General features: G+C 44.8%; 14 protein-coding genes. 10 read left to right on the top strand and 4 right to left on the bottom strand.

The features are described from left to right. Positions 1-363: 363 nt before the first annotated feature. Together AB1Y31_05420 and AB1Y31_05415 are read right to left on the bottom strand one after the other, a co-directional pair. Positions 364-1,206, bottom strand: a complete 843-nt coding sequence (locus AB1Y31_05420; protein MEW4982604.1) for a TauD/TfdA family dioxygenase — start codon at positions 1,204-1,206, stop codon at positions 364-366. 3 nt (positions 1,207-1,209) lie between these two features. Beyond that, a complete protein-coding gene (locus AB1Y31_05415) occupies positions 1,210-2,061 on the bottom strand; it encodes an SDR family oxidoreductase (GenBank protein MEW4982603.1) in 852 nt (283 codons plus the stop codon). 123 nt (positions 2,062-2,184) lie between these two features. Here AB1Y31_05415 and AB1Y31_05410 point away from each other — a divergent pair, with 123 nt between their 5' ends. The 10 genes from AB1Y31_05410 to AB1Y31_05365 all read left to right on the top strand — a co-directional run bounded on the left by AB1Y31_05410 (position 2,185) and on the right by AB1Y31_05365 (position 16,690). Beyond that, positions 2,185-3,348 (top strand): acyl-CoA dehydrogenase family protein, encoded by a 1,164-nt coding sequence (locus AB1Y31_05410; protein ID MEW4982602.1) that lies wholly within the window; start codon positions 2,185-2,187, stop codon positions 3,346-3,348. 5 nt (positions 3,349-3,353) lie between these two features. Next, positions 3,354-4,973, top strand: coding sequence for a carboxyl transferase domain-containing protein (locus tag AB1Y31_05405; protein MEW4982601.1), 1,620 nt, complete (start codon positions 3,354-3,356; stop codon positions 4,971-4,973). Position 4,974: 1 nt separating this feature from the next. Continuing rightward, positions 4,975-5,784 (top strand): enoyl-CoA hydratase-related protein, encoded by an 810-nt coding sequence (locus tag AB1Y31_05400; protein ID MEW4982600.1) that lies wholly within the window; start codon positions 4,975-4,977, stop codon positions 5,782-5,784. Beyond that, a complete protein-coding gene (locus AB1Y31_05395) occupies positions 5,785-7,740 on the top strand; it encodes an acetyl-CoA carboxylase biotin carboxylase subunit (protein ID MEW4982599.1) in 1,956 nt (651 codons plus the stop codon). A 12-nt stretch (positions 7,741-7,752) separates the two neighbouring features. Next, positions 7,753-9,543, top strand: a complete 1,791-nt coding sequence (locus AB1Y31_05390; GenBank protein MEW4982598.1) for an acyclic terpene utilization AtuA family protein — start codon at positions 7,753-7,755, stop codon at positions 9,541-9,543. Positions 9,544-9,557: 14 nt separating this feature from the next. Continuing rightward, on the top strand, positions 9,558-11,180 hold the full coding sequence (locus AB1Y31_05385) for an AMP-binding protein (GenBank protein ID MEW4982597.1): 1,623 nt from the start codon (positions 9,558-9,560) through the stop codon (positions 11,178-11,180). Between the two features lie 28 nt (positions 11,181-11,208). Continuing rightward, entirely contained in the window at positions 11,209-12,375 is a 1,167-nt protein-coding gene (locus AB1Y31_05380; protein MEW4982596.1) for an acyl-CoA dehydrogenase family protein, read from the top strand. A 77-nt stretch (positions 12,376-12,452) separates the two neighbouring features. After that, entirely contained in the window at positions 12,453-14,057 is a 1,605-nt protein-coding gene (locus AB1Y31_05375; GenBank protein MEW4982595.1) for an NAD(P)/FAD-dependent oxidoreductase, read from the top strand. Between the two features lie 69 nt (positions 14,058-14,126). Continuing rightward, the gene (locus AB1Y31_05370) at positions 14,127-15,746 is read left to right on the top strand and encodes an NAD(P)/FAD-dependent oxidoreductase (protein MEW4982594.1); all 1,620 of its coding nucleotides are present in this window, start codon (positions 14,127-14,129) and stop codon (positions 15,744-15,746) included. Positions 15,747-15,775: 29 nt separating this feature from the next. Further along, on the top strand, positions 15,776-16,690 hold the full coding sequence (locus tag AB1Y31_05365) for an alpha/beta hydrolase (GenBank protein ID MEW4982593.1): 915 nt from the start codon (positions 15,776-15,778) through the stop codon (positions 16,688-16,690). A gap of 190 nt (positions 16,691-16,880) precedes the next feature. On the opposite strand, the gene AB1Y31_05360 is transcribed toward AB1Y31_05365, so the two are convergent. Together AB1Y31_05360 and AB1Y31_05355 are read right to left on the bottom strand one after the other, a co-directional pair. After that, positions 16,881-18,083, bottom strand: a complete 1,203-nt coding sequence (locus tag AB1Y31_05360) for an acetyl-CoA C-acyltransferase (protein MEW4982592.1) — start codon at positions 18,081-18,083, stop codon at positions 16,881-16,883. A 29-nt stretch (positions 18,084-18,112) separates the two neighbouring features. Next, positions 18,113-20,143, bottom strand: coding sequence for an FAD-dependent oxidoreductase (locus tag AB1Y31_05355; protein MEW4982591.1), 2,031 nt, complete (start codon positions 20,141-20,143; stop codon positions 18,113-18,115). Positions 20,144-20,241 lie beyond the last annotated feature (98 nt).

The raw sequence follows: 20,241 nt of genomic DNA, 5'->3' as shown, positions 1-20,241 counted from the left end.
TTTATCACGGTAATTCTTTGTGACGACGACACCCAGTGATCAGAATGTTTTCTCGTGTCTACACCGCAACCGGTATTTCCTCCTTTGGCTCCTTGATCTACTACTCCTGTAGGTGTGTGCTTAACTGCCATGTAATTTCTCCTTAGTTTAAAATTGAGGCCGGAATTAGCCACAAGGTAAACCTACGCTTAAAGGTAAAATTGATCAAGCCATACCTATAAATGCAGATGCATAACAGTATTAATAAGCGGAAACGATTATTCACGTATTGTTTGTCTATAGGCGGATATGAATTCCATTTAAGTTAATATTTAAGCATGAAAAGGGAATGATATCTCTATAAATAAACATGGATAAGAACAACTAAAAAGGTTTATCACCTTTAAGAGAAATACGGTGCAATAACCGTCTGTAGCCATTGTAATCGTTGATCGGGTAATGATGTGTTGAGCGGTTATCCCATAGCGCGACCATGCCGATATGCCATCTTATACGACATTGAAATTCAGGTTTGCGCGCATGTTGATATAGGCGGTTTAGTAATGCGTTGCTTTGTTGCTCGTTTTGCCCTTTGAAGTGAGTAGTATGGGCTTCATTTACGAAGAGGCTTTTTTCTCCAGTTTCTGGGTGTGTACGTACCACTGGGTGGGTATTGGAGAATATTTGTTTAGCTAAAGAATTGCTGCTTATTCGGTGCAATCGTGTTTGTGATACGTCTGCCTTGTCTGAGGTATTGATTGCTTGTAATGGATTAATTGTTTGTTTTAGGCTTTGTGGTAACGCTTGGTAGGCGGCAGCCATATTGCAAAATATGGTGTCGCCTCCGGTAGGGGGTAACTCCAACGCATACAGGCTTGCGCCAGCAGCAGGCGTTTCTAGATAAGTGGTGTCGGTATGCCAAACACCGCCAAAGTTAATGCTTTCTTCAGGTAGTTTGAGCACCTCTGCAACATAGGGGTAACCTTCTACGCCCTCTAAAAAGGGGTATTGATCGAGTTCGCCAAATTGTTGGGTAAAGTCGGTTTGTTGTTGCGGGCTTAGTGTTTGCTCGGGGAATACTAAGAGTTTTCTATCTAACCAAATAGTGCGTAATTTTTTGAGTATTTCTTCAGAGATTGCTTGGGATAAATCAAGCCCATAAACAATAGAGCCAATAGATGGGCTAATCGGTTTAACAAGAAAGCCTTCGTTAGCTTTGGAGCTCATGAGCTATATGGACGGTGCTTTATATAGATGGAAGCCATCATACGGTTTGCTTTTGTCGTGCTCGGGTACGGACCAATTTTCTTTGGACAGTGGTAAACCACCATCAACAGCCATTGTTTCGCCGGTAATATAAGCTGCGCCGTCTGATAATAAATAAACAATCGCTGATGATATTTCCGCTTCTGTTGCTTGACGTTTCATGGGTACTTGGTGACGACGTTGGCGTAGTTTTTTCTTAAACTCTTCAGGATAAGTTTCCATTCCGCTAGAAGCTACTGATCCCGGAGCGACTGCGTTAACGCGCACGCCGGAGTGTACCCATTCGAGTGCTGCCGTTTGTGTTAGGTTAATCATGCCGGCGCGTGCTGCGCCAGTGTGGCCCATATGCGGCATACCGTGGGCAACCGTGGCGACGATATTGACGATACTGCCGCCGTGTTCTTTCATCCACAAATTATAGGTCTCACGCATCATAAAAAAGCCGCCGTTCAGGTTGTTTTTTATAACAGCTTCCCAGCCATTGTCGCTGATATCTTCGAGCTTGGACGGGAATTGGCCACCTGCGTTATTGACTAGGCCATCAATTTGACCGTGTTTATTAAGGATAGTATTTAAGGTGGTTTTAATCGCCTCAGAGTTTCTGATATCTAGGCTATAAAAATCACAGCGGTAGCCATCATTGGCTAGTTCATTAGCAACGGACTCAAGCTTTTCAATTGAGCGGCCAATAATAATGACGCTTGCGCCGAGTGATGCTAATTCATGCGTCGTACATCGACCAATACCGCTACCGCCTCCAGTCACAATGATCACTTTGTCCTGAAATAGGTCGTTTTTATATATAGATTGATACAAAAAAGCACCTCATAAATTTTATTGCTAGGTTGTTTTTAAATTAATCAATCTAACAGTTGTTAGTTTTAAAGGAATAAGTTTATACTCATGTGAAGAATAAATCCACGTTAGGAGATGTTAATCATGCTGTTTAGCCATGAGCACGACATGCTGCGCGAATCAGTTGCAAAGTTTGTTGAGCGCGAAATAAACCCATATGTAGATGAATGGGAAGAGGAGGGGATTTTCCCTGCCCACGAGTTATTCAAAAAAATGGGTGATGCAGGTTTTTTAGGAATTAACCGTGCAGAAAAATGGGGCGGCTTGGCATTGGATTATTCTTATATGCTGGCGTTTGCCGAAGAAGTGGGACGCATAAAGTGTTCAGGCGTTTCGACGGCCATTGGTGTGCAAACGGATATGTGTACACCGGCGTTGGCGAACTTTGGCAGTGATGAGCTAAGGCGTAACTACTTAGTGCCTGCTATTGCGGGGGATTCGGTCGGCTGTATTGGTGTGAGTGAAGAAGGCGCTGGTTCAGATGTGGCATCGATTAAAACAGAAGCACGTCGTGTCGGTGATGAGTACGTTATAAACGGCGGCAAAATGTGGATTACCACGTCCACACAGGCGGATTGGGTTTGCTTGTTGTGTAACACCGGCGAGGAGAATGGCCCGCATAAAAATAAATCACTGATTATCGTGCCGCTGGACACTAAAGGGGTGACGCGAGGTAAACGGCTAAAAAAATTAGGTGCGCACAGTTCTGACACTGCGCCGCTTTACTTTGATGATGTGCGAGTGCCAGTAGGTAATTTAATTGGTGAAGAAGGTCGTGGCTTTATTTATCAAATGAAGCAATTCCAAGAAGAACGCTTCTTTGCCATGTCAAAATATTTGAGCCAAATTCAAGATGCGGTGGATATTACGATTGAATATACAAAACAGCGCAAAGCGTTTGGTAAACCGCTGATTGAGAATCAAGAGATTTACTTTAAATTGGCTGAAATGCAGACAGATATTCAGGCCGTTAGAGCCTTAATTCATCAAGCATGTGAGCGTTATGTTGCGGGTGAAGATGTGGATATGCTGACATCCATGGCGAAGTTTAAAGTCGGTGCTTTAGGGCAAACGATTCCTACAACCTGCCTGCAGTACTGGGGTGGCCAAGGTTTTATGTGGGATAACTTAATCAGTCGAATTTTCCGTGATACACGTTTATGTTCTATTGGTGGTGGTGCGAACGAAGTGATGCTGGAAATTATTTCAAAAAAGATGGGTATTCACCCGTCAAATCGGGTTAGTTAAATTTTATGGCGGTTATTCAAAGCAAAGTTAATACACAAAGCGACTCATTTCATAAAAACAGAAAAGACTTGTTGGGCTTAATTGCACAAGTCAATGAGCTCGAAAATAAAGTTCATTTAGCGTCAAAAAGAAAGCAAGCCTTATTTAAAAAAAGGGAACAATTACTACCGAGGGTTCGCTTAGAAATGCTGTTAGACCCAGGCGCAAGTTTTATTGAGCTGAGTACATTAGCAGGCTTAGGCCAACACGATGATGATGGCGAGGAAGACGTGTATGGCGCAGGAATTATCGTCGGTATTGGTTTTGTAGAAAATACTCGGTGTCTAGTTTATGTGAACGACGCGGCGATCAAGGCGGGCACTAATATGCCGCACGCTTATGAAAAACTACGTCGGGCGCAAGAGATTGCAAGTGCGTCTAAGTTGCCGTTTATTTGCCTAGTGCAAAGTGGGGGCGGCAACTTATTTCTACAACACTTGGGCTTTAATTTAGCGGGTCACCGCTTTATGTCGCAAGCACACGCATCAGCCGCGGGTATTCCACAAATCACCGTGGTACACGGTGCTTCAACTGCCGGAGGGGCTTATATCCCCGGTATGTCGGATTATGTAGTGATGGTAAAAGACAAGGCGCGAGCCTACCTTGCTGGGCCACCCTTACTAAAAGCGGCCACGGGTGAAATCGCAGAGGAAGAGGAGTTAGGTGGTGCGGAAATGCACGCACGTGAATCTGGCCTTGCAGAATACTTAGCAGAAGATGATGCGCACGCGATTGAGATGACACGTGAAGTGGTCAAAAGCTTACATTGGAACGACCGTTTACCGGCCACGAAAAGAGCACCGTACAAACAGCCCCGTTATGATATTGACGAGTTGTGCGGGATTGTTCCAGCCGATTATCACAAGCCTTATGACAGCCGTGAAGTGATAGCGCGTTTAGTTGATGATTCGGATTTTGTTGAATTTAAGGCCAATTATGACCCTTTCACCATCTGCGGATTTGCTCAAATTGAAGGCCAACATTGCGGCATGATTGCGAATAATGGCCCGATTACGAATAAAGGTGCTGGTAAGGCAACGCAATTCATCCAACTGTGTTGTCAGGCTAATAAACCGCTTATCTTTTTACAAAACACCACCGGCTTTATCGTTGGGATTGAGCATGAGCAACGTGGCATGATTAAAAATGGCGCAAAGCTTATTCAAGCGGTTGCTAATGCAACGGTACCAAAAATAACGCTCAATATTGGCGGTGCGTTTGGAGCCGGTAATTATGCGATGTCGGGCCGATCATTTGAGCCAGAATTTTTATTTGCATGGCCAACCAATACCTTGGCGGTGATGGGTGGTGAGCAAGCCGCAACCGTGATGTCAATCGTTTATGAAAACAAGCAAAAGGCAAACAATAAGCCGGTTGATGAACCCTTTTTAGCCAAACAAACTGAAGATATTATTAACTACTATTCTAGTGTTTCTTCAGCCCTATATTGCACCTCTCATGTGTGGGATGAAGGCATTATTGACCCACGCAAAAGTCGTCGTTTGTTGTCTGAATTACTTGATATTGTCGTGCGTGGGCGGGAGACGAAATTAGACCCGAATACCTTTGGTGTGGCGAGATTTTAAGATGATGAGTTTGCCAAGCACAGAAACCATTTTGTTGAAGCAGTCAAACGGTCGCCTATACATCACCCTAAATCGGCCAGAGCGCCGTAATGCGATGAACAATCAGATGAACCAAGAGCTTCATGAGCTAGCTGACTTTTTAGCAGCAGAGCGTTCAATTCGCGTGGTTATTTTACTCGGAGCAGGTGGGCACTTTTGTGCCGGTGGTGATATTAAGGAACGCAAGCAACAAACAGATAGTAGTACAAATACTAGTGACCCTGCACGAGAAAGAAACATTCGCTCTGGGCATTTATTTAAGAAGTTTTGGTCGCTGCCGCAAACTTTAATTGTTGTTGTTGAAGGGTCTGCTATGGGTGGCGGTTTTGGTTTGGCTTGTTTAGCCGATCTGACCCTCGTACATAAAGATGCAAAGCTTGGCATGCCTGAAACTACACTGGGCATTGCACCCGCACAGATTGCGCCATACGTGGTTAAACGTATAGGCCTAACACGTGCTAAGCAAATGGCGTTAACAGGTGAAAGAGTTGACGGTGAAACAGCGTATCGATTAGGTATCGCGCAATACCTTGCGCCGTCCAGTGAATCACTACTCGAATTGTTGGAGTCTGTTATCCAACAAGTTGAACGCTGTGGGCCTAAAGCCTGCGCAGCGACAAAAATGATTATGCAAGAAGTTGGCGGTAGAGATGACGAGGAAATGATTGAGTTTTCAGCTAATATTTTTTCTGAATTGAATAAACAAGAAGAAGGTCGTGAGGGTCACAGTGCCTTTGTCGAGAAAAGAAAACCAATATGGATAACTGAGTAGATGAATAAATTTAATACCATATTGATTGCTAACCGCGGTGAAATTGCCGTTCGGGTAATTAAAACGGCTAAAGAGATGGGTTACGAAACGGTTGCTGTTTTCAGTGAAGCTGATCGTGCGGCACTTCATGTGTCCTTAGCGGATACAGCGGTTTGCATTGGTGAGTCGTCGGTTGATAAGTCATACCTTAATATTAACAACATCATCGATGCGGCCAAAAAAACCAACGCAGAGGCGATTCATCCGGGCTATGGCTTTTTATCAGAATCGACAGAGTTTGCACGTCGGTGTGAAGAAGCAGGATTGGTTTTTATTGGCCCCAGCTCTCATGCGATCGCAGTGATGGGCAATAAGACCGTTGCAAGGCATAAAATGTTGGATGCCGATGTGCCTTTAGTGCCTGGTTATGATGGCCCATCTGATGATGAGCAAGTGCTGCAACAAGAAGCAGACAGGATCGGTTATCCAGTGATGGTAAAGGCGGCAGCGGGTGGTGGTGGCCGCGGTATTCGTATCGTTAGAGAAGCTCAAAAATTAAAAGCAGAAGTTGAATCCGCAAGGGCAGAAGCACTGAGTAGTTTTGGTTCCTCTGAACTATTGCTTGAAAAGTGTGTTGAGCAGGCACGGCATATCGAAATCCAAGTGTTTGCTGATCAAGCAGGCAATACGGTTTATCTTGGTGAACGGGACTGCTCAATGCAACGTCGCAATCAAAAAGTTATTGAAGAAGCACCTGCGCCAGATGTCTCTCCTGCGTTACGTAAGAAAATGGGTGAAGCGGCTGTGCAGGCAGCTAAGGCGGTGAATTATACCGGTGCTGGAACCGTTGAATTCTTGCTGACCCAAGACCAAGAGTTTTACTTTTTGGAAATGAATACGCGTTTACAGGTTGAGCACCCAGTCACCGAGCTGATTACGGGCTTAGATCTTGTGGAGTGGCAATTGCGTGTTGCTGCAGGCGAGCGTTTACCGCTGAGCCAAGACGATATTCAACTGCAAGGGCACGCCATTGAAGTTCGACTGTATGCTGAAGATTGCGACGCCGGGTTTGTTCCACAAACAGGGCAAGTTTTAGATTGGAAAATAGCAACTGGCAAAGGTATCCGTGTCGATAATGGCTTGGTTAAAGGCCAAATTATCAGCCCGTATTACGACTCGATGCTCGCCAAGTTGATTGCCTACGGTGGTACACGTGAAGAGGCCATCAGACGCCTAAAAAGAGCGCTTAAAGATACCGTCTTGCTTGGTTTGTCGAGTAATAAACAGTTTCTACTGGGGTTATTGGATGACCCTGTGTTTATTAAAGGTAACGCGACCACGCGCCATATTGAGGAGCAGCATTTGCCCGCTAAAGAACAGGCGGGCAATTATTTACCGAGGGACTCGTTGTGGGCAATAGCAGCCATCGTATTATCACGCACGAGCGGTGCAACCGGTTGGCGTAGCACTGGCGTTCTAAGTTGGCCCGTTAGGTTGAGGTTCCAAGACGTGTTAGTCGATTTTACTGTCTCACAAGAGGCCGATAAATACACCGTTGAGAGTGAGCATATTGAGACAAAAACCATTCAAATATTGGCTGAAACAGAAGGGCAATTGTCGCTCCAAATAAATGGCATTCTCTCAACTGCGTGTGTAGCACTTGATGAACGTCAACACGTCTATATTGATAACCGCTCAGAAGTGGCGTTATTTGAAAAATTATCGTTTTCTGAAAAACGTGATGATGAAGAGTTGGGCGCGAACCTGACGGCTCCGATGAGTGGGCGCATTGCCGGTGTAAAAGTTAAAACAGGGGATAAGGTGAGTAAGGGCGACCTGATGGTTGTGCTTGAGTCAATGAAGATGTTTCAAGAGTTGACGGCGCAGCAAACAGGCGTCGTGAGTGACGTTTATGTAATGGTAGATCAGCAGGTTGAGGTAGGTATTCCTCTGATCGATGTAGCAATTTCTGAATAGGATTAAATAACAATGAAGACAGTTAAAATTGGTGGTGCATCTGGTTATTGGGGCGATAGTGCATACGCGACAAGGCAATTATTGGAAAAAGGTAACGTAGATTATTTGGTGTATGACTATTTGGCAGAGGTGACCATGTCGTTGCTTGCTAATGCTAAATCTAAATCCGAGCAACTGGGTTACGCCACAGATTTTGTTCAGCAAATTCTAAAGCCGAATCTAAAAGCCATCGCTGAAGGTGGCGTGAAAGTGGTGGCTAATGCAGGCGGTGTGAATTTACCGGCTTGTAAAGAGGCCATTCAAACAATATTAGACGAGCAAGGCATTAAGCTAAAAGTTGGCGTTGTCAGTGGTGATAATTTGTTACCACGAGAGGCAGAATTGCGTGCAATGGGCGTTACCGAAATGGAAACAGGCGCACCTTTCCCAGACAAATTAGCCAGTATCAATGCCTATTTAGGCGCGTTTCCGCTCGCCGCTGCGTTAGATGCTGGTGCGGATATCGTCATCACGGGTCGAGTTGTCGATTCAGCAACGACCTTGGGTGTTTTAATTCACGAATACAAATGGTCTGTTGATGATTTGGATAAATTATCGATGGGTTCTTTAGCCGGCCATTTGATTGAGTGTGGCTGTCAGGTAACGGGTGGGAATTTCACCGATTGGCAGGATAGTTGTGATGGCTGGGCAGACATGGGTTACCCCATCGTTGAATGCGATGAAAGTGGTGAATTTGTTATTACTAAAGCCGCTGGAACAGGTGGCTTGGTTTCGAAGCTAACCGTTGCCGAGCAATTAATTTATGAAATTGGCGACCCACAAGCATACTTTTTACCGGATGTTGTGTGCGACTTTTCTCAGGTAGAACTGACTGAGCAGGCAGCTAATCGCGTGTTAGTAACAGGGGGTATCGGTTACCCAGCAACGGATCAATACAAAGTATCGGCGACCTATTTAGACGGTTACCGAGCTATTTATACGCAACTTTTAACGGGTTTCGATATATTAAAAAAAGGTCAGTTAACGGCGGATGCCATTTTGCAACGCTGTAAAGCTCTATTCGATGAAATAGGCTACGGGGACTTCAAACAGCACTCGGTTAATTTGTTAGGCGCTAACGCATTATGGAATCAGTCGCATTTTGATGCGCCCGAGGCTTTGCGTGAAGTTGTTTTGCGAATGGCCGTTCATCACGATAAAAAGGAAGCGGTTGCACTTTTTTCTAGAGAGGTGATGGGCGTAATTTTGAATATGACGGGTGGTCGCTGTGCTGCTGGCGAAGCGGGTAGGCCAAAAGTTTCGCCTGTGATCAGCCTCTATTCTTTTTTATTGGGCAAAGATGAGACGAGCGCGATCGTTGAGGTCGATGGTAATGAAATAAGCTATCCAAAAGCAAAGGGAATAGCATTTGACGCGCAGCAAATTGACCGTGTTTCTGACCCATTAGAGGCAACAATCGGTGACGAAATGGAAGAAGTGCCACTGCTAGAATTAGCCGTTGCACGCAGTGGCGATAAGGGGCGTTTTGCCAATATTGGTGTGATCGCGCGGAAGCCAGAATATATGGCATATATCAGTCAGTCTTTGAGCTCAGATGCAGTAGCTGAGTGGTTTTCACACATATTAAATGGCCATGTTGAACGGTTTTATTTGCCGGGTATTCAAGCCTTTAATTTCTTCCTATACGATGCGTTAGGCGGCGGCGGTGTCAGCTCTATGAATATAGATGTACAAGGTAAAACCTATGCGCAACAAATTTTAACCATGCCCGTAAGAGTACCTAAAGGGCTGTTGCAGAAATAATAAAGGAGCTAAATATGTCTATCGTTGATCCTATTTTGTCGGATGAACGCATTAAATCAATGCGGGAATCAAAAAACTGGCGAGATAAAACACTGTTAGATTTCTTCGATTTAGCCACCGCTAAAAATGCCAATAAACCTGCTGTTGTTGGGTACCGTAAAGAAACAAATGATAAGCAAGTAAAAACATACGCGGAACTACTGATCCTATCCGACCGTCTCGCGGCAGGACTATTGCGCAAAGGCATCAGTAAGGGCGATATCGTTTCATTTCAACTGCCTAATTGGTGGGAATTTGTTGTGGTTTATTTGGCTTGTATGCGAATTGGTGCGGTCAGTAACCCGCTGATGCCTATTTTTAGGGAAAGCGAACTGTCCTATATGCTGGGTTTTGCAGAATCGAAGCTTGTTTTTGCGCCAAGCAAATTTAGAGGGTTTGATCACGCGGAGATGTTGGACGGTATCAGTGACTCTCTGCCTTGCTTAGAGCACGTTTGTATTTTGGCTGAAGATGGTTTTGAACCGTTTATGGTCGACACAGTGAATGACGCTGACCGGGCGCAATTTGATGCACGTAAACTAGCAGCGAATGACGTCTTTTTATTGATGTACACCTCGGGTACCACCGGTTCACCGAAAGGCGTGATGCATACGTCAAATACCCATGAATATGCCGCACGGCAATTTATTGGCAGGACTCAGTTGGATCATAATGAAACGATTTTTATGGGCTCACCAACGGCACATATGACCGGTTTAATGTTCGGCGTTAGTCTGCCGATTATGTTGGGCACAACGACCGTTTTGTTAGATCAATGGGACGCATCTGCCGCTTGGAAAATTATCCGGGATGAAAAGGTGGCTTTTACCATGGGAGCGACACCCTTTCTGTCGGACTTAAGTGAATCAAAGGATTTAGCTGACTGTAATCACGATGCTTTTAGGTTGTTTGTTTGTGGTGGCGCGCCAGTGCCACCTGCGATTGGACGCAGTGCTTCAAAGCGTTTAAACCTAAACTTAATGACGGTGTGGGGTATGACAGAAATGTCAGCCGTAACGACAACTTTGCTTAGTGACTCAGAAGAAAAAGTATTTGAAACAGACGGTTGTCCATATGACGGAACTGAAGTTCGTGTAGTCAATATGGATGGCGATCCTCTAGCAGATGGTCAAGAAGGGCGTTTACAAACACGTGGCGCGGGTAACTTTGTAGGGTATTTGAAATGCCCAGAAGCCTATGATACTGATCCCGATGGCTGGTTTGAAACCGGTGATTTGGCGATTATTATCCATCAAAAATACATACGAATTACTGGGCGATCGAAAGATATCATCATCCGTGGTGGCGAAAATATCCCCGTCGCGGTGGTGGAAAATGCACTTTATCGTCACCCAAGTGTGCAAGACACAGCCGTTGTGGCGAAACCAGATGAGCGTTTAGGCGAACGGGCTTGCTGTTTTATTACCTTACGCGATGGCGAATTATTTGAATTAGAGGCGATAAAAAATTACCTGGCCGGTGAGGGTATTAGTAAGAGTTATTGGCCTGAGTCTTTGCAAATACTTGACGCGATGCCAAGAACAGCGAGCGGTAAGATACAAAAATTTAAATTAAGAGAAATGGCTAAAGAACTATAGTTTTTAGCTGATACAGAAGGAGAGAAGAATGAACCCAGCACTACTAAATGAAGATGAGAAAATGATCCAAGAGATGGCTCAGCGTTTCGCAAAAGAAAGGCTATACGAAGGGTATCGTGAACGTGCCATCGATAGTAACTCCACACTAGATCGTGGGCTTATTAGTGAAATGGGTGAGCTGGGGTTATTAGCACCGAATATACCAGAGGAGTACGGCGGTATCGGGGCATCAAGTTTTGTGAATGGTTTGATTGGTGAAGCTATCGCGTATGGTGACTTTAACTTGAGCTATATGAACATGACCTGCCCTCTGATGAGTGATGTACTGATGCGCTTTGCTTCAGAAGAAATGAAGCAAGATGTGTTACCAAAGATCGCGTCGGGTGAAATTATTACCGGTTTAGCCTTAACCGAACCGCGAGGCGGATCCGACGCCGGTAATTTAATCTTAAAAGCCGAGCGTACCGATACCGGTTATATTTTAAATGGCGAAAAAACCTCTATGAGCTATGCGACGCAGGCTGATAATGTGTTGATGTTTGCTCGAACGGGCACAGTGGAATCTGGCCCTTATGGCGTCTCTGCATTCTTAGTTGATTTAGACTTGCCGGGTATTACGCGAACCGAGTTTGACGATATTGGCACCAAACCAGTTGGCCGTGGTTCGGTGTTTTTTGATAACGTTGAAATACCTGCATCGGCTTTAATCGGTAATGAAAATGAGGGCTTCACCAAAATAATGGTGGGTTTTGACCTGAGTCGAATCTTAATTGCTTTGCAGTGTGTAGGCACGGCGCAAGTATCGGTTGATGAAACTTGGGAATATGTTCAACAACGTGAAGCCTTTGGCACACCATTGGTGAAATTCCAAGGCGTTTCCTTTCCGTTGGCTGAGCATGAAAGCATGTTGGAAGTATTACGTGCGCTGGCGTATCAAACACTCAGGCTACGCGATGGTGGACATAAACATACTAAAGAAGCCGCTATATTGAAATGGATGGGGCCAAAGTACGCGACAGAGATTTTACAAAACTGCTTGCTACTTAGTGGACACTACGGCTATACCACCGATTTACCGCACCAACAAAGGATGTTAGATGTGATGGGCTTACAAATTGGTGACGGTACTGCGCAAATTATGAAAACTGTAATTTCTCGTGAGAAAGTAGGCAAGATAGCACTGCAATATAAATAAAATTACATTTTTTTCTGTTTGGCAGAGTCTGTGCCTAAAACAACAGAAAACCAGGCAAACAATAATAGGGAGCGTTAATGACCATAAAAAAAGTTGATGTTTTAATCGTTGGGGCTGGCTTTGCCGGCATGTATTTATTGCATTTATTACGTGATAAGCAAGGGTTAAACGTTGCTGTAGTGGATTTGGCTGGTGGTGTTGGTGGCACTTGGTATTGGAATAGATATCCCGGTGCACGTTGCGATGTTGCAAGTCATGAATATTCATTTTCTTTTTCTAAGGAATTACAGCAGGAATGGCAGTGGTCTGAAAAGTTCGCTTCGCAGCCTGAAATACTGCAGTATCTAGAACATGTAGCAGAGCGTTTTGATTTAAACAAAGATATCCAGCTTAATACAACTGTGGAATCGGCGGTTTATGATGAGCAAACAAAACGCTGGAATATAGCAACAAAGGACGGTCAGCAATTCAATGCGCAGTATTTCATCCCAGCATCTGGTACCTTATCGTCGGCTAATATCCCCTTCATAGAGGGACAAGATGCTTTTAAAGGTGATGTTTACATAACAGGGAAATGGCCGGCTGAAGGCGTTGACTTTAAAGGAAAGAAAGTTGGCATCATAGGAACCGGCGCAACAGCTATTCAAGTTATACCAGTGGTTGCAGAACAATGTGACAGCTTAACGGTATTTCAACGAACGGCAAATTACACCTGCCCCTTGCATAATGGCCCAATGACAGCCGATGAAGAGCGTGAAATAAAGGCAAATTATGATGCGCGTCGTGAGGTAGAAAGAAGTTCCTATGCAGGGATGTCATTCGAAGGGGTAAGACCTTCTGCATTGGCCGACTCCGCAGAAGACAGGGACGCTCATTATCAACAGCTTTGGGATACCAAAGGGTTTGGTATTTGGATGGCTAGTTATGAAGATATATTGTTTGACAAAGCGGCTAACAAAACGGCGGCTGATTTTTTTCGTAAAAAAATTCGCGAACGCGTGAATGACCCACAAATTGCGGAGTTACTTTGCCCACAAGAAGACCAGCTGTATGGAATAAAACGCCAACCATGTGAAACTAATTATTTCGAAGCGTTTAATCGCGACAATGTCACCTTGGTTGATATCAAGCGTGCGCCGATTCAAACGTTAACAGAATCCGGCTTGGACACGGGAGAACAGAGTTTTGAGTTTGATGTTTTAATTTACGCGACAGGTTTCGATGCGTTTACGGGCTCTTTGTTCAAGATGGGTATTAAGGGGCGAAATGGGCAAGATTTAAAAGACTGTTGGTCAGATGGGCCACGTACATACCTAGGTTTGACGGTGCACGGGTTTCCTAATATGTTTACGGTGACAGGACCGCAAAGCCCGTCTGTCTTATCAAACATGCCTGTTTCTATCGAATGTCATTGTGAGTGGATAGCGGCTTGTATTGAACAAATGAACCAGCAAAAAATCAGTGAAATTGAAGCAGATTTAGTGCATGAAAATGACTGGGTCAAACATACCGTGGAATTGGCCGATACGACACTTTTTCCCCAAGCAGATTCTTGGTATATGGGAGCAAATATCCCAGGTAAGCCTAAGGTGTTTATGGTGTATGTTGGCGGTTGCGGGGCTTATAGAGATATTATTTTTGAAAAGGCCGCAAATGGTTATGAGGGCTTTAAGTTAGCTTAATTGATAAACTTGTATGTTTATGAAAGGCGAATAACATGGCTGAAAAGTTTAAATAAACAGGAGAAGTTAGTGGGCAATGTGAAAGAAGTGGATGCTTTAATCGTTGGTGCTGGTTTTGCAGGTTTGTATATGTTGCACTTGTTACGTGATCAACTTGGGCTAAACGCAATCGCTATTGAACATGCCAGTGGTGTTGGCGGCACATGGTATTGGAATAGGTACCCAGGAGCGCGCTGTGATATCGCTAGTCATGAGTATTCTTTTTCATTCTCAGAAGAGTTACAACAAGAATGGAGCTGGTCTGAAAAGTACGCGGGCCAAGCAGAAATACTTGAATACCTCGAGTATGTAGCAACACGTTTTAATTTAAAAGCAGATATCAGCTTTAACACTAAAGTGCAGTCGGCTATTTTCGACGAAAAATCAAAACGTTGGTTAATTAAAACAGAGGCAGGTACCGACTATAGTGCGCAGTACTTTATTCCGGCTGTTGGCACGTTGTCTTCTGCAAACATTCCCGTCATACAAGGGCAAAAAGACTTTAAGGGTGATGTCTATATCACCAGCCGTTGGCCGGCGAAGGGTGTTGATTTTAAAGGTAAAAGAGTTGGCATTATAGGGACTGGTGCAACGGCTATTCAAGCCATTCCTGTTATTGCTGAAGAGTGTGAGCAGTTAATAGTTTTTCAACGTACAGCAAACTATACAAGCCCGTTATGTAACGGGCCAATGACAACAGAAAATGAACAGGAAATTAAGGCAAATTATCGGCAATTAAGGGAAGACGAGCAGAACTCTTTTGGTGGTATGCCGTATATGCAACAGCGTGAATCAGCCTTGACCGATTCAGCTGAAGAGCGTGAAGACCACTATCAAAAGCGTTGGGAAAAAGGAGGGTTCAATATTTGGCTTGGCAGCTATCAAGACATCCTCACTGACAAAGGTGCCAATAAAACGGTAGCTGACTTCTTGCGTTCTAAAATTCGTGAACGGGTGAATAACCCAAACGTAGCCGAATTACTTTGCCCTGAAGAAGATCAACTGTTTGGTATTAAGCGTCAGCCTTGTGAGACCCATTATTACGAAGCATTTAATCGTGATAACGTGACTTTAGTGGATATTAAAAGTGCGCCAATACAAGAAATAACCGCTCAAGGGTTAAGAACCTCAAAAAACAGTTATGAGTTTGATATTTTAATTTACGCAACTGGCTTTGACGCGTTTACAGGCTCCTTATTTAAAATGGGGATTACAGGGCGTAACGGACTGAGTTTGCAAAAATACTGGGCAGATGGGCCGCGGACTTATTTGGGCTTATCGGTGCATGGTTTTCCAAATATGTTTACGATTACTGGGCCGCAAAGTCCCTCGGTTCTTTTTAATATGCCACTGGCTATTGAAATGCATTGCGAATGGATTGCCGCTTGTATTAAGCATATGGATAAACAAAGCTTCTTGGAAGCCGAAGTCGACTTGCTGCATGAGGATGATTGGATTGAGCATACACGAGAGGTGGCGGATATGACCTTATTTCCGCAGGCTAAATCTTGGTATATGGGTGCCAACATTCCTGGTAAACCACGTGTTTTTATGGTTTATGTTGCGGGTGGACCAGCGTATAAAAAGTTGATTACCGAGGTGGCAGAAAAAAGTTACAAGGGTTTTAAATTTACTGGTTCTAGGACTTAAACGATAAGAAATAGGAAGAGGGAAAGGAAATGGCACTGAATGAAAGCACGCTAAGTTTTTTAGGTTTATTGGCAGAGGCCGATGTAAAAGCATTCCATGAGGGATCGCCAGAAGATGCTAGATTAGGCATAGATATGTTGATGTCGCAAGGCCCAGCAGGGCCGGAAAACATGACCATTAATAACCATGTTTTAGATGATTCTGGTGTCATGTTACGTGTGATTGAACCGGATGTAACGCCGACATCGATCATTATTTATTATCATGGTGGTGGTTGGGTGTGTGGCTCAATCGATGGCTATGAAGCAGTCGCGCGTCAATTAGCGGTATCAGCATCCGCTGTGGTGGTGCTGGTGGATTATAGGCTTGCCCCTGAACACCCCTACCCAACACCCGTTAATGATTGTTGGGACGCCTTGTTATGGGCTGATGCTAATCGTGAAAAGTTTAATGGAGAGGGCCTGCCGCTTATTGTATCGGGTGATAGCGCTGGGGGGAATCTGGCCGCGGTTATGGCGCAGCGCTCAACCGAAACTGGGCCGCGTGTTGCCATGCAAGCGCTTATTTATCCGGCAACCGATACCGATTTAAATACGCCTTCGTCGTTGAATGAAGAAAATCAATTATTGTTGACTAGGCAAGACATGATCTGGTTTTGGGATCACTATGTGGGTACAACCGCCGATCGTTCTGATACAGAAATGGCGCCAGTACAATCTGAAAAATTAGCTCAGCTACCGCCGTCGCTTGTTATTACGGCGGAATATGACGTGTTACTCGACGACGGTAAGCGATACGCCGAAAAGTTAAAGCAGGTTGAGGTTGATGTTCACTACCTTGAAGCCAAAGGTGAAACGCATGGTTTTATGTGTTCATACGGTATTCTTCCAAGTTGCCAGTGGGCGATTGATTCAATTGTCTCGTTTATTGAAGCGAGGCGGTAACGCGGAATGGCTATTTGAGTAATATGCCAAAAACTGTCTAGCGCAGCATTCAAACAATATAAAAGTGCTTTGACAACGAAGGGCTAAAGCTGAAAATAACTCGCTACATATTTGGCTGCCCTTTGTTAGAAAGGGCAGCCGTCCTGTTTTATTTAGCAAGCTGTTGTTGCGTTATATGGCAATGATTGGATTAGCTGCGTTCGATAACCATCGCTATGCCTTGGCCTACACCAATGCACATGGTGATTAAGGCATAGCGACCGCCGGTCCTTTCAAGTTGACGACTGGCCGTTAAGGCCAACCTTGCACCAGACGCCCCCAGAGGGTGACCGGCGGAAATTGCGCCGCCATTGGGGTTTACCCGTGGGTCATCTTCTGCGATGCCGAGTTGTTTTAGCCCGCCTAATACCTGAGCGGCAAAAGCTTCATTCACTTCAATGACATCCATTTGATCAATGCTTAAGCTGAGCCGTTTTAATAATTTTTGGCAAGCTGGAACAGGACCAAGGCCCATTTGTGATGGCTCGATGCCGGCAGAAGCACCACCTAAAACGCGTGCTATAGGCTTCAACCGGTGTTGTTCACCAAATTCACGTGAGCCAATCACAACGGCGGCTGCACCATCATTAATGCCAGATGCGTTGGCCGCGGTGACAACGCCACCTTCGTATAGAGGGCGCATGGTGGACATTTTGTCTAAGGTAGCATTCGCGCGAGGGTGTTCGTCGATGTCGACAATGACGTCTGGCTTGCCGCGCTTTTGCGGGATGCTAACAGGAATAATTTCTTCTTTAAAATATCCATTTGCGGTCGCGTTGGCCCATTTTTGCTGTGAATTGTAGGCAAATTGGTCACATTGTTCACGGCTAATATCAACGGCTCTGGCAACATTGTCAGCCGTTTCGGGCATGGCCTCATGGCCGTATAATTCGCCAATGACAGGGTTTGGGAAACGCACGCCGATGGCGCTGTCGTAAACGCTGATATCTTTGCTAAAAGCAGTGTTGCTTTTGTTAAAGGTGAGGGGCGCACGGGTCATGCTTTCTACGCCACCTGCAATAAATAAACTGCCTTCTCCACAGCTTATGGCGCGAGCGGCGTCAATGATAGCTGCGAGGCTGCTACCGCAAAGTCGGTTAACCGTTTGCGCGCTCACTTCAACGGGCAAGCCCGCGGCTAAGGTGGCATAACGGGCAACATTGCGGCTATCTTCGCCGGATTGGCAAGCACAACCCAAAATAACATCGTCAATGAGTAAGGGGTCGAGATTATTACGATCAACCAGTGCTTTAATAACGGCAGCGGCAAGATCATCAGGCCTAACGTGGGCAAGTGAACCACAATATTTTCCAAACGCTGTTCTTGCGCCATCGTATATATAGGCATCTAGCATGTCATTCTCCTTTTTTTATAATGTGTTTTTTATGTTGTGCTTAAACTATAAGCCAATTTGGTGGCATCCCTAATGGCTTGTGCGGCATCCAGTTCACGCACCTCTTTAACACCGCCAATCTTGTATAAGTTGTTTGTTACGTTACTTAGTGAGTCAGCTAAATCATCACGTGATTCTTGCCCTGCGCAAACAATAATACTGTCGGCCGGTAATAATTGGGCAACACCTTCTTTTTCTATATGTAAGCCTGCAGCATCCACTTTTAGGTAATTTAAATCGCCTAATAATTTAACACCACGTTTTTGCAACTCAGCTTGGTGAATCCAACCTGTCGTTTTGCCTAATGAGCGACCAAACTTTCCTGCTTTGCGTTGTAGCATGGTCACTTCACGAATGCTCTTTGTTGCGGGTTTTGCGGTGGAGTCTAACGCGCCTGACTGCATGCCTTCGGGATCGATACCCCAATTTGAATTAAACGATTCGATCGGGTCGGCGTCGTTATCTTGGTGAGTTAAAGATTGAGCCATGTCATAGCCAATCCCTCCAGCTCCAATAATGATGACTCGCCGGCCAATTTTATCCGGTGACTGAAAAGCCTCTTCGTAACTGAAAACAGTCGGGCCATCAATGCCCGGAATATCGAGTTGACGCGGTTTAATACCTGACGCTAATACAATTGAATCGTAATGAGCGGATTCGAGTTCTTCTGCAGTGACATAGCTGTTCAGTCGTAGATCTACTTTATATTTTTTAAGCATGACCTCGAAATAACGAAGTAATTCATCAAACTCTTCTTTACCGGGGACGTTACGCGCGTATGTCAGTTGCCCGCCTATGTGTGGGTTAGCGTCGTACAGTGTGATGTCGTGGCCAAATTTAGTCGCTTCAATGGCAAAAGATAAACCAGCAGCACCCGCGCCAATAACAGCGATTTTTTGTGGGGAAGCTGCGGTTTGGCTCTTTGACATAAATGTTTCGTGGCAGGCGCGTGGGTTGACTAAACAACTCACCGTTTTGAAATTAAATAAATTGTCTAAGCACGATTGGTTGCAAGCGATACAGGTATTAATTTCTTCAGTGCGTTGCTGTTGGGCTTTAATAACAAAATCAGGGTCAGCTAGAAACGGTCTAGATAAGTACACTAAGTCGGCATCACCTTGGCTAATGATTGCGTCCGCGACTTCGGCAGTATTGATGCGGTTAGCGGCGGAAACTGGGATATTGACAGCCTGTTTGATTTTTCCTGTGGCCCAACTAAAGGCGGCTCTGGGGACTTGCATGGCAATGGTTGGTATAGAGGCCTCATGCCAGCCAATTCCGGTATTAATGAGGTCGACGCCGGCTGATTCTAAGAACTTGGCGAATTGTTGCGCTTCGTCGATATTCCAACCACCTTCAACCAGTTCTAAAACTGACATACGGTATTGAATAAAGAACTGACGCCCCAACTTGTTGCGAATGGCACGAATAATTTCTAACGGAAAACGTGCGCGATTTTCTAGCGTGCCGCCCCATTGGTCGCTACGATGGTTAGTCCGTAAGGCGGTAAATTCGTTTAAGCAATACCCTTCAGAACCCAATAGTTCAATACCATCAAAACCTGCTTGATGGGCTAGCTCAGCACAGTTGACGAAATCGTTAATGGTATTTTGAATGTCGTTTTCAGACATTTCTTTAGGCTCAAATTTATTAATCGGTGAGCGAATCGCACTAGGCGCAACGAGGTTTTCCTGTTTGGCATAACGCCCAGCATGGAGTATTTGCAATAGGATTTTACTGCCGGCTTTGTGTACGGTATCGGCAATGAACTTATAGTCAGGCACTTGTTGAGTGTCCGTCAGCTTCATAGATCCGGGGCTAATTAAGCCTTGCTCATTAGGAGAAACACCACCGGTTACTATTAATGCTACGCCACCTTCCGCGCGTTCTTTGTAAAACTCGGCAAGGCGACCAAATGGATCTTCACTGTGGTCAAGCCCTGTGTGCATAGAGCCCATGATGATGCGGTTAGGCAATGTAAGAGAGCCTATTGTGATGGGTGAAAATAAGTGATCTGGCATGTTATTCCTTACATTAAATTTAAGTATAAAAAGTTAGTTTACCAATCATTTTGTTTATTGCTAACAACTTTACAAACTAACGCTTGTTTGGTAAATTA

Origin of the sequence: Cycloclasticus sp., assembly GCA_040743155.1 — a bacterium.
In the GTDB taxonomy this organism is placed as follows: Bacteria; Pseudomonadota; Gammaproteobacteria; order Methylococcales; family Cycloclasticaceae; genus Cycloclasticus.
The sequence above is the reverse complement of the archived record's forward strand: the minus strand, read 5'-3'. Positions and strand labels throughout refer to the sequence as shown.